At 34.5% G+C, this 11920-nt stretch carries 7 protein-coding genes and 1 pseudogene; 4 read left to right on the top strand and 4 right to left on the bottom strand.

Going from position 1 to position 11920, the window contains the following annotated elements; all coding sequences use genetic code 11:
• Positions 1–153: 153 nt before the first annotated feature.
• Positions 154–357: a helix-turn-helix transcriptional regulator gene (locus ACFIJP_RS04095; protein WP_375625724.1), complete on the bottom strand. Its 204-nt coding sequence runs from the start codon at positions 355–357 to the stop codon at positions 154–156.
• A 1051-nt stretch (positions 358–1408) separates the two neighbouring features.
• On the opposite strand from ACFIJP_RS04095, the gene ACFIJP_RS04090 reads away from it, so the two are divergent.
• Positions 1409–2071 carry a lysozyme gene (locus ACFIJP_RS04090; protein ID WP_012754682.1) on the top strand — a complete coding sequence of 221 codons (663 nt, stop codon included), beginning with the start codon at positions 1409–1411 and terminating at the stop codon, positions 2069–2071.
• 850 nt (positions 2072–2921) lie between these two features.
• On the opposite strand, the pseudogene ACFIJP_RS04085 reads toward ACFIJP_RS04090, so the two are convergent.
• Positions 2922–3376 (bottom strand): annotated as a pseudogene (locus ACFIJP_RS04085) (integrase); the annotation flags it as partial.
• A gap of 1472 nt (positions 3377–4848) precedes the next feature.
• Here ACFIJP_RS04085 and ACFIJP_RS04080 point away from each other — a divergent pair.
• Positions 4849–4971 carry a hypothetical protein gene (locus ACFIJP_RS04080; RefSeq protein ID WP_375625722.1) on the top strand — a complete coding sequence of 41 codons (123 nt, stop codon included), beginning with the start codon at positions 4849–4851 and terminating at the stop codon, positions 4969–4971.
• A 1086-nt stretch (positions 4972–6057) separates the two neighbouring features.
• Here the strand turns inward: ACFIJP_RS04080 and lldD are convergent.
• Entirely contained in the window at positions 6058–7209 is a 1152-nt protein-coding gene (gene lldD, locus ACFIJP_RS04075) for an FMN-dependent L-lactate dehydrogenase LldD (protein ID WP_375625720.1), read from the bottom strand.
• 1165 nt (positions 7210–8374) lie between these two features.
• Entirely contained in the window at positions 8375–9463 is a 1089-nt protein-coding gene (locus ACFIJP_RS04070) for a 2'-deoxycytidine 5'-triphosphate deaminase (protein ID WP_375625718.1), read from the bottom strand.
• A 239-nt stretch (positions 9464–9702) separates the two neighbouring features.
• Between ACFIJP_RS04070 and mutL the strand changes: the two genes are divergently transcribed.
• Positions 9703–11556 (top strand): DNA mismatch repair endonuclease MutL, encoded by a 1854-nt coding sequence (gene mutL, locus ACFIJP_RS04065; protein WP_375625716.1) that lies wholly within the window; start codon positions 9703–9705, stop codon positions 11554–11556.
• A gap of 108 nt (positions 11557–11664) precedes the next feature.
• Positions 11665–11901: a DUF2093 domain-containing protein gene (locus tag ACFIJP_RS04060; protein ID WP_375625714.1), complete on the top strand. Its 237-nt coding sequence runs from the start codon at positions 11665–11667 to the stop codon at positions 11899–11901.
• Positions 11902–11920: the final 19 nt, after the last annotated feature.

The following is an 11920-nucleotide window of genomic DNA, read 5'->3' as shown; positions in this document are numbered from 1 at the left end:
AATAACCATAAAAACAACAAATTATCACGTATCCCTACCTAATCCCACTTAGTATAAAACCTAGTGTCAAACTGCAAACATCCAGATTTTTTATTTAATTATCTGTTTGAAAACCACCTTTTAGACCACCTTCTACCGTTTATACAATTTTACCTAATCTGTTGTTATTTGCTCCGTATTTTTCTCTGGAGTAAAGGCTAAGATCTCTTTCTTTCTCCACCTCACCGCTCTCCATAGCTTATATGGCTCCGGAAACAACCCCTGAAGCACCCAATTGCAAATCGTTGTTGTGGATACACTAAAAAGCTGTACACATTCACGGGTTGTTACATATCTATCGCCATCATCAAATATCATCTCATTACCTTTCTCTTTTTTATGTTATGTAAATGGGCGGAGATGCTAGGAGGAGAGAACCTCCCATATCTTCAAGCGGCTTTTTGTTAAAATCTTTTGTATCTCTTGTATTATTGCCTCTAAAAAGATTTCAATAGCTTGATTGATTTGTTTAAGACGCTTCTGGAAACGTAGCCAATACATCACTAGACAAAGATGATACCATTGGCCTCAGATGCCCCATAAAACGCTTCATATGAAAAAGACGAAAGCGTTATTCATATGGAAAAAATATATGAAACCGAAATCATCGTTCAAGTTTATTACAATACAATATTCTTTACAACACTATCCAATATCATTGGTCCATATATTGAATATGCTCCACTACTATATTGTTTTAGTTGGAAACAGACTACTAGAGAGGGAGAAAATATCGATTATGTTTTATATAACATTTTATTTAAAATCCTTCATAAAGATATTTTTAAGAAAATTAAGCAATTAGAGGAAAAAATAAATAATAGTTAAATTCACTATAGATTTTTTTATTAAATATGTATAATACGTTACGTGTATATCGTGTTGATTCTAAGATAATTTGTAGATCTATAATATTCAACTGTAATGTTTTTTTGTTTTTATGAAAATAATTCTATGGTGTAATTTATGGGTTATGCAATTACTTGAAAATCAATACCTATTATTTCATTACTTATTATATCTCTTATTTTTTTGTTAAAAAATGCTTTTTTTCATCAGGATTATTGAAGTTTTTTAAGTAAAGTTCTTCTAAATCATTCTGGATCAACTGTAAGAATTTATGAGTAAAATCTATCTGATTATAAATGGATCTATTATAGAGTTATTATCTTGAGATGGAGATCAATTGCTGCAAAATGAATGGTGTTTAGCATAATATTTGTTCAAAAAACGATATGGATTTTAACATAACTCACTATGGAGATTTTGAATTTATTATGCCCTTTCGCTGTTCTGTTCTTAAAAATGAGTAGATGTAAGTTTTCGATTCATATCCTGCTTTGTGTAGGTTTTTTTATAGGTAAGAATAATGCGAAAAATATCAAAAGAAGGGCTTGCATTGATTAAGCAATTGGAAGGCTTACGTTTATCGGCTTATGAATATTCTGGTGGTGTATGGACAATTGGTTATGGACATACAAATGCTGCTGGTGCTCCAAGCGTCCACAAAGACATGCAAATTACGGAAAAAGAAGCTGAAAAAATCCTTTGTCAGGATTTGAGAGAGTGTGAACTCGTTGTTGAAAAAGCCGTTACCGTTCCTTTAAACAATGAACAATTCGCGGCATTAGTATCATTTTGCTATAACGTAGGAATAACAGCCTTTTGCAACTCTACACTTTTAAAAAAGCTCAATAAAGGTGCATATGAAGTGGTACCAACTGAATTACAAAAATGGACAAGAGTAGGAGGAAAACGTATCCAAGGTCTTGTCAATCGCCGAGCAGCCGAAGCAGGATTATGGGCGAAAGGATCTCATGTTGCTCCAAATTATCATGTAGTAGAATCAGAGGGTGTAACAGGTATTTGCAAAGTAGAAGCTCTTGCACCAATCATAGGTTCTTTTTCAGGGCTTGGAGGGCTTTTTTCAGGAAATGGTCCTGTTCAATGGGTTTTAGCAGGCATTATGGTTTTAGCTGCTTGTACAGCTATGGTATACATTGCTAAACGCTTTCAAGAACACCGCCTATGATCTTATGGATAAAAAAATATCTAACAATGACATCAGTGACCATAGCAACTTTTCTTATAGCTTTAGTGAAAGCCTTTTTTCTTGGGAAACAAGTTGAGAAGCAAAAGCAAACAAAGGAAGCTTTCAAAATAGGACAACACGGCTTAAGGTAGAAAATGAAGATTAATAAGAAAACTGATGCTGCTATGCGTACTAAGCTTTCTAACTGGCTGCGCGACGAATGAATGAACTTCTTGTATTGGATGACTGTCAATTTATTTGAATCGACAAGATATCAATGTGATTAGTCCAAATTTGGCGAGAGATATTTAAAACATAATAAACAAGGTGCTGGTCTATGTGGTTGGAGGCATAAACGGAAAATAAAGTGCTAAGGATACAATTCCTCTGAAAGATTAATCAATGAAAAGATTTGAAAGAGGTCGATATATTCAGATTAAAAGTAAAAGAACTTAAAGGATAAAAACGCTCTGGTGGTCGATTGGATTTAATTAGAGTGACGGAGATGTCTGAGTTGAAGCGAAAGGATTCAACAAGGTTATATTTGTATAAAGTGATTGAATTTATTGATGTATTCCAAGAGCATCTTTGTTATCCTACCAAAAGAAGATGAGAAAAGATTTTACGGATTGCACTGCTGTCGTCGTTCAAAGAACTAATAATACTCAACGTTCTGTCTTCAACAAAATAGGATTTGGCATGCTTAAGAAAAACAATCCACGGGATTGTATAATGAACAATGGACAGCTTTTATGTGATTTGTGAATGACGTTGTTTCAGCTTTCTAATTGTAATAATGATGTTGAAGATAAGACAAATAGTTCCGCACGGTATCTGCTTTTTCATGCTAAAGTGGCGCAAAAACATTGTGAGTGATCTTGGCTGTTAATTTTTCTGTAGTAAATTCCCTATGTGGGAAATAACATGCAACTCTAGTGGAGAAAACCAGAAACCGTTTTTACCTTCATTTTTTAACTCTGCTTTTTTGCTTTCAAAAGTCGCTTTTGCAGTTTCTTGAAAAATATTGCTTTGCTGTTTTAAGATAACTTGTTCCTGAAATAAAATGGGACCATTACCTTCTTTTAAAACATCACTCTAATATCTTGCAAACTCATATGCTGCTTTTAGAGAAAGTTTGTAACAGAACCGTGCCTTTCACGGCGTTTATTGTGATGTGTATAACGGAAAAATTAAGAGCGTGTATTATCTTTTTGAACATTCAACCACTGTCTTACTTCATCACAATATTTACCTTGAGGAGACACTTTATACAAAAGATGCTGATAATCTATAAATCTCCCTCACCTAATTCACCTTCTCGTTCATCCTTCTATGCATTGCCCGTCCACCTTTTAAACCACCTTAAATTTTTGATATAGAATTTTTTCTTTAATTTTTATTGAATCATAAAAATGATCCATACCAATCTCACCTCTATGCATCTTTATACACTTTGATTCTTGTTTCTAAAGCCCAGTCTGCCAGCGTATCATACTGTTTTTTATATGTAATATATATTTTTAGATTTATTCGTAATTTGTTAGAAAAGTTTCTATATTTTGATAGCAAATCTTCTATCAGTTCACTTTTTGCAAAAGATTCTCAAAAAGTCCGCAAATTTAAAGACTCTTTAATGCGTATTGTTTCTTTTTTAGAAATCAAAATTGGTGGTGCCCTATTCCTTACCAGAAATTGTATTATTTGAAGAGCAATCTGTATAAGATGGTGTAATCTCTTTTATGAAATTAACTAAAGTTTTTTGAATTTCTAGCATATTGTTTAAAGACAAAAGAAACCTCCCTTTTATTTATACAAGCAGCTTAGACATCAGCTGATAATTCTCCCGCTTATAAAAATCTTTTCTGGAATAACCTTCAAAACCACAATAAAGTGGTGAAAGATAAAACAAGTTTTTTAGATGATCATAACGCACAATAAAATCAGACCAGTTTAAATGTTCAATGCTAACACCTGCTAAACAGAGGCAAATAAGTTTTAGCACGCCTTCAAATTGGAAAGACTTAAACCCACGCGCTACGACGGATTCCAACTCTCATCGTACGATTTACCTTCCCTCCAAAACTTAATCGCTGTAAATATAAAAATCTTGAAGCCCATTCTAAATCCGTGAGAGTTGTTGGGTCTTACTGTATTAAACGTTGAAACTCCTCACAGCTACTCATCTTAAATGCTAGATTTTTCATAAAAGGACGATAGTGACGTTGTAACATCCCCCAAAAGTTTACGACATCACCGGAGAGATTATTGCTAATTTCAGGGGATAGAATCAATTTCTGCTCAAAGAAAATCCCACCCATACCAACAAAAAGATTTAGTCTACATGCTATGAGGAATGTCCTCAATAATTTTGATAATTTTTTTAGTCAAATTTCTTTTGTTACCAATATCAGCAGCAACTGGTGTGGAATTAACATAATTATAATTTTTTATTTTAAAATGTATCCCTCATTTTTTACATTCTTTTATCTATCTTAGCCTTCTTTTCACAGCTTCAAGTGATAAAAAGTAACTGCAATGTTAAGTTGTCTTGCATCGAACAAATTGCTCGCAAACTATCCCTATTGGCTAGATGACAACACATCCTCTATTTAAAGAAAGAAAAATTTTTCTTTTTTATTCAGCGATAAAGTAAATATTATCCAATTACTTATGAGAGTAATTCGATCAAATGGAAACTGTAATTTTTTCCACTCTGAGTAATCCTGTACCCGTTTATATAAGTTTAGGAAAGCGCGCTGTTATGAATATTCACAAAAATGCTGCAAAAATTGATATCAGAAAAACTTCTGTTTAAAAAAGGGAAAGATGTTCTCTTACTTGCTACTGAAGAACCTGTTCAGATTTGTCTTGATATTGCTGTAGAGCTTCAAAAAACATAAAGTTATCCCAACGTTTACAAGTGTGCCAACAATTCAACTTTGAGATAATATATCTGTGCTAGAGTTATGCCAATCTCACCAATCTGTTGTTGTCTATGAAGAGCATAGTATCAATGGAGAAGCCTAGAGATGCAATTGTTAAATCCCTTATAGAACAAAACGTTCTATGCCAATTTGTATCATTAGGAATACCTAACGACCCCATCTGTAATAAAAACAAACTGGATTTTTTTAACAAATTATGAAATCAATAGAGAAAGCATAAACAGTGTTAGCAATGACATACTATACAAAAAATATTTAACTGCTTCCTAATATGTTCGCCAGTTCAAAAACATCATAACTCATTGAGGATGCAAGAAAATAAGAAAGAAAAACATTAATTCACGCAGTCTTGCTCTCAGTAAACGAGCTTTTTTAAAGATTGTATGGGTATTTTTTTCATTGCTTAAAAATGTACTCCATAAAAACAATATCATATCCATATAATAATTACCCAATAAAATTAATATAAATAATATATAGATTATAGAAATATTATTTATTAGATCTATTTTTTATTATAATTATAGATTACAATAAACACATATTGACATTTTTAATAATTTTATTTATATGCTATAATTAATATTGTTCTATATTAAAATAAAACTAAATGAAGTTTATAAATTTACGTTTTATGATAATGTGGGAAAGAAGTAATTAACATGTTATATTTTTATATATAGGAGAGAAAAATGCTCGCAGCATTATTTATATCTATTTTTTCTATATCAACAATTGTTTTACCTTTAATATCAGCGCTTGTTCCTTTTTATCCATAGAATGAGCTTTTAATAAAATAAGTAAAAGATGTATGCAATGTTATTAGTGTTTTTTTTGTGTTTATTATTATTAAGATTTTTGCGTTAAATATTATTGTATTTACGGAGTATTATTTTAGTTACTGAGTATTTTATGTGATTTTATAGAGGAGCTTTTTGATTTTTTCTATTTAACTTTAACTGTTAACATATTTGTAAAATATATAATTATGCTCCTCTATAAAAAGACTTTCTTTTTCTGAAAGCAGTAAAAATATTGCTTTCATTGCTTAAAAACATCTATATTTACTAGACTCTTGCGTGTAATATCTTTAATTGCCTGAGTACCGGTCAGTGTCATAGCTACCCGCATTTCATTGGCAAAAAGATCAAGGAGATGCATAACACCTTTCTTACCTGCTGCTGCAAGCGCATAAACAAAAGCACGGCCAATCATAACAGCATCCGCACCTTGTGCTATCATGCGGACAACATCAAGACCAGAACGAACACCTGAGTCCGCTAAAATAGTCAAATGATCCTTTACAGCATCCGCAATTGCAGGCAACGCTCGTGTTGTTGATAATACACCATCAAGCTGACGTCCGCCGTGATTAGAAACAACAATACCATCCGCACCAAATTTTACTGCTTCTCGTGCATCTTCTGGATCAAGAATACCTTTCAAAATCATTTTTCCTTTCCAAAAATCGCGAATCCATTGTAAATCATGCCAACCAATTGATGGATCAAAATTTGCACCAAGCCAACCAACGTAATCATCTAATGCAATTTTCTTTTTGAGATAAGTGGAGACATTTCCAAGATCATGGGGGCGCCCCATAACACCAACGTTCCAAGCCCAATATGGATGAGTAAACGCTTGTAAAAAACGACGTAATCCAGCATAAGGACCAGACATCCCCGAATGCGCATCACGATAACGCGCACCAGGAACTGGCATATCAACTGTAAAAACCAACGTGCGTACACCAGCTAACCAAGCCCGTTCTAGTGCATCACGCATGAAACCGCGATCTTTGAGAACATAAAGTTGAAACCAAAATGCACCTCCAACCGCTTCTTGCACTTCCGCAATGGGACAAACTGAAACAGAGGATAGAGTAAAAGGAATCCCTTTTGCCGCTGCGGCACGCGCTGCTTTTACCTCTCCACGACGTGTATACATGCCCGTTAGCCCAACAGGTGCAAGTACAATCGGTAAATCAAGTGTCTGATCAAAAAGCTTGATTGAAAGATCAACTTCACCAACTTGCCTTAGAATCCTTTGACGCAGTGCAAGAGCTTGAAGATCTTTACAGTTACGTCGCATCGTTTCTTCAGCATAAGCCCCACCATCAATATAGTGAAAAAGAAAGGGAGGAAGACGACGCTTTGCTGCCTTACGATAATCAAGTGTTGAAGAAATAATCATTGATGGCACCATTGTTCCTAAATGAAAAGAGAAGATATCCTAAAACGCATAAAAGCGAATCCGTGTACCTTCCTACTCGATATTCTCCCAAAACGCTCTATTGGATAGATAGAAGCAACAGAGATTGCAACTTTCTAAAAAAACTAATTGATAAAAACAATGTCTTTATTTCTCCTATCCAAATTTAAAATCTCACAGTATGGGGTATCATTAATAACGTATCCACTCATATATTGTTCATGTGCAATTGAAATGTTATATTTTCTTTAAACGAACACCTCTTCGAAAGCGATTGCTCCGCAGCTTAATTAGTTATAATTTAAAGTCGTTTCTCCCTCCACAGGTCCTTACATTATAGGTTATAAGAATATATATAATATAGAGCCTGTAGTCATTAAGTATAAACCATAATCTCCCCTAAAAGATAAAAAAATCCTTTATTAATACTGGAAATAAAGCTGTCGCATATATCCAGAAATCTTCTTATATCAATACTCAAAACTGAGACTTGTTACTTACTTCATGAAAGTTTATAAAAATATACAGTGCCTAATTCACATAAAGCATAAAAAAAATTTTAACGTTCATACGAGTAGAAGCTCTCCATATTGAATTGAATAATTTTCTAGCAATATTTTATATCTTGAAGCTATAAATGAGTTACTAAAAGTAGAACAATTTTTATTAAAAAAATTGTTAATAAACTTTAGTGCAAAACTTCTTTATTGGCTCTTAAGGATAATTTTTATACGAAATAAAATATACTGGTCATTCAAGCTCTAGAAAAATGGAGCAATAGCAGCATCCAATCTCGCATGTTTACTTTGAAAAGCAAATACGTTACTGTTATATTGAATTTTAGTAATTTATTGATTTATTATAATCAATAAATACGAATAACATATTGAATATAGTAAAATTCTTTCATTTTAGATTTTTTCATGATGAAATAATCAAAACTATTCTTTTGCACATCATAAACGAAGTTCCTATAGATACAACCTCTTGAAAAAAAAGAAATAAAAATGCCTCTCAAATGCAAGGGATGCAATAACTTTGGAAACTAAAAATAGAATGAATGGCGCCGGTTTTGCGAAGAACAAAATTTTCTTTTATCCAAAATACACTTTCTGCATACATGTTATCAAAATTCGTAGTTTCCAACTCATTTAAAATGCTTGGACAACTTTAAACCCTGTGCTTGATAATGTGATCCAACATCATGTCCATAAAGGGTTGATGGTCGATTAAGCATATGCTCATAGACCAAACGGCCAATCATTTGACCATGCTCTAAGATAAAAGGAACTTCATGGCTCCGCACTTCTAAAACCGCTCTTGCTCCTTTTCCACCCGCTTCCACATGCCCAAATCCTGGATCAAAAAAGCCTGCATAATGCACCCTAAACTCACCAACTAAAGGATCAAAAGGAGTCATTTCTGCGGCATAAAGCGGAGGCACATGAACAGACTCTCGTGAAACTAAAATATAAAATTCATCAGGATCAAGAACCAACTCCCTTTGACCACGATCAAAAAGAGGTTCCCAAAAATCTAAAACGTGGGCAACAGCACGTTTATCAATATCAATAACACTTGTATGATGTTTACCACGATAACCTATAAGCCCGTTTTCGTCTCCCTTTAAATTAATGGAAAGACCAATACCACCAGCGCTAATATTAGGAAGATCCTCCGATATCAGTGTTTCTTGCTTTTGCAAAGTGTGTAACTCAACTTCATTTAAATAACTTTGCCCTTTTCTAAACCGAAGCTGTGATAAATGTGAGCCTTTATGCACCAAAATTGGAAATGTGCGTGGACTAATTTCCAAATAAAGTGGACCATGATAACCAGCACAAATTTTATCAAACTCCTGAGCATTATCCGTAATGACACGCGTAAAAATATCTAATCGGCCTGTAGAACTTTTGGGATTGGCAACAGCAGATAAAAATTCTGGTAAAGCTAAACTTTCCAAAAGAGGAACAATATAAACACACCCCGTTTCCAAAACGGCTCCGTCTCGTAAGTCAAACTCATGCAACTTTAACCGTTCAAGCTTATCCAAAACTTTTGTATTAGGACCCGGCATAAAAGAAGCACGTATACGATAAGCTTTCTCCCCTAAACGAAGATCAAGGCTTGCTGGTTGTATTTGAGATCTATCAAATGGATACTGAGCCTTGAGAAAGTTATTCTCAATCAGAGCTTGTATATCACTATCTGCTAAAATACCGCTTATACGCGCCATATATATTGCCTTCCCTTTTTACATTGTTTCTTTTTTGACCTAGATGATAAATTGGTGCAAGCTATTTTAAGGTGATAAAAACTATTTTTTCTGTTTTTTCCAACCAATTTGTTAACATAAAATAAAATAGGAGGTATTGTAAAAATAATACCTTCCATACTCTCTTATTCTTGAATGTCGCGCAAATGATGTTATCATAATTTTTTATAGAAGCCTTAAGATTCCTGTTAGAATTTATTATGATTATACGCCATCTTAGCGAAAATATTATTAATCAAATCGCCGCTGGTGAAGTTATTGAACGACCAGCAAATGTTGTCAAAGAACTTGTTGAAAACGCTATTGATGCTGGTGCAACACGCATCGAAATTATTACAGCAAATGGTGGAAAAAATTTTATAAAGGTGAGTGATAATGGTTATGGAATTCCTGCAGATCAGTTAACTTTAGCAGTTTCTCGCCATTGTACCTCAAAGATTACCGATGACGTACACAATATCTGCTTCCTTGGGTTTAGAGGAGAAGCCCTCCCCTCTATTGGTTCTGTTGCTAAACTTAAACTCATTTCACGAACAAAAGATGCTGAGAGCGCTGCTGAAATTTCCGTTACTGCAGGAAAAATTGTAGGACCCAAACCAGCTGCTGCAAACCTTGGAACAATTGTTGAAGTTCGTGATCTTTTCTTTGTCACGCCGGCACGATTAAAATTTATGAAAACCGATCGGGCTGAAACAAATGCTATTAGCGATATGATTAAACGAATTGCTATCGCATTTCCACATATCCGCTTTTCTCTTTCAGGACTAGATAGAACATCTATAGAACTGTCCGCTACAGAAAATAATATTCAAGGACAATTGCAACGTATTACGCAAATTATGGGAAAAGAATTCGCCCCTAATAGCATCGCACTGAATGCTAAACGCGAAGCAGTGCGCTTAACGGGTTTTGCCTGTTTGCCATCCTTCAACCGAAATAACAGCCTTCATCAATTTGCTTATGTTAATGGGCGTCCCGTGCGTGATAAATTTCTATGGGGCGCTATCCGAGGCGCTTATGCTGATGTCATGACACGAGATCGTTATCCTGTCGCTATTCTCTTTATTGATCTCCCACCTGCTGAGGTAGATGTTAATGTACATCCAGCCAAAGCTGATGTACGATTCCGTGATCCAGGATTAATTCGTGGTTTGATCGTTGGAGCTATTCGTGAAGCATTACAGCAATCTGGTATTCGTCCTACTTCAACCCGTTCTGAAGCAACGCTAGCTGCATTTCAAATACAAAAACCATTGGCACAACAACCGTTAGGCAATTTTAAGAACACGTACCAGTCCTCTTCCTATAGCCCACAGCCTCATCATTTTGCCACCGCTTCAATGGTTCACAAACCATTGGATATTACTAGTTCTTCTGGTTTAAAAGAAGATGCTACTCCTATTATGGAGGGCTTAAATATACCAAGTGGAGATGCATACATTCCAAACACTACATCTTCATCAGAAGAGTTATCTTATCCATTAGGAGCGGCCAGAGCACAAATCCATAAAAACTATATTATCGCCCAAACACAAGATAGTTTGATCATTGTCGATCAGCATGCAGCTCACGAACGATTGGTTTATGAAGCACTCAAAAATGCACTTTATTCCAAACCGCTTCCTTCACAGTTATTACTTATTCCTGAAATTGTAGAACTCTCTGAAGAGGATGCAACATGCCTTTTAACCCACAAAGATGCTTTGCAAAAATTTGGATTAGGAATAGAACCATTTGGACCAGGAGCAATTGTTGTGCGTGAAACACCTTCCATGTTAGGAGAGATCAACGTCCAAGCCCTTATTAAAGATCTCGCAGATGAAGCCGCTGAATATGATACAACAAACAATTTAAAAGCAATGCTTGATTATGTTGCAGCAACGATGGCTTGTCACGGTTCAATACGGTCTGGGCGCCTTTTACACCCCGAAGAAATGAACACACTGTTGCGACAAATGGAGGCAATACCCAATACAAGTACATGTAATCATGGACGCCCTACTTATATTGAACTCAAATTGGCAGATATAGAACGGCTTTTTGGCAGAAAATAAACTCTTAACCATTTTGACAAGAAAAATATTTTTAAATTAACTCTCGACTTTATAATATATCTTATGGCACTTTTCCTGAATATCTTGTATCAGTAAAAAGGAGTTATAATGTTTTCCGATAGTGAACGCGAAGCAAAAATTCATTATTCTAATAATGGATATGACATTATAGAATATGGTTCCTATACCATTTGTGCTGTTAGTGGACAAAAGATCCCTATAGATGATTTAAAATATTGGAATCATCACCGCCAAGAAGCATATGCTAGTTGTGAAATCTCCTATAAGCGCGAACTTGAGTGCAACCCATATCTCAAGCAATTGTTAAAAACAAAAGAAAAATAAACCCTCGAAAGCTATAAAT

The organism is Bartonella sp. MU37NMGALS (assembly GCF_042194015.1).
Classification (GTDB): domain Bacteria; phylum Pseudomonadota; class Alphaproteobacteria; order Rhizobiales; family Rhizobiaceae; genus Bartonella; species Bartonella grahamii.
The sequence above is the reverse complement of the archived record's forward strand: the minus strand, read 5'-3'. Positions and strand labels throughout refer to the sequence as shown.

What these genes read in the sequence shown, in the direction of transcription:
- ACFIJP_RS04095 (WP_375625724.1), bottom strand. Translation starts at nt 357, where the DNA reads ATGATATTTGATGATGGCGATAGATATGTAACAACCCGTGAATGTGTA.
- ACFIJP_RS04090 (WP_012754682.1), top strand. Translation starts at nt 1,409, where the DNA reads ATGCGAAAAATATCAAAAGAAGGGCTTGCATTGATTAAGCAATTGGAA.
- ACFIJP_RS04080 (WP_375625722.1), top strand. Translation starts at nt 4,849, where the DNA reads ATGCTGCAAAAATTGATATCAGAAAAACTTCTGTTTAAAAAAGGGAAA.
- lldD (WP_375625720.1), bottom strand. Translation starts at nt 7,209, where the DNA reads ATGATTATTTCTTCAACACTTGATTATCGTAAGGCAGCAAAGCGTCGT.
- ACFIJP_RS04070 (WP_375625718.1), bottom strand. Translation starts at nt 9,463, where the DNA reads ATGGCGCGTATAAGCGGTATTTTAGCAGATAGTGATATACAAGCTCTG.
- mutL (WP_375625716.1), top strand. Translation starts at nt 9,703, where the DNA reads ATGATTATACGCCATCTTAGCGAAAATATTATTAATCAAATCGCCGCT.
- ACFIJP_RS04060 (WP_375625714.1), top strand. Translation starts at nt 11,665, where the DNA reads ATGTTTTCCGATAGTGAACGCGAAGCAAAAATTCATTATTCTAATAAT.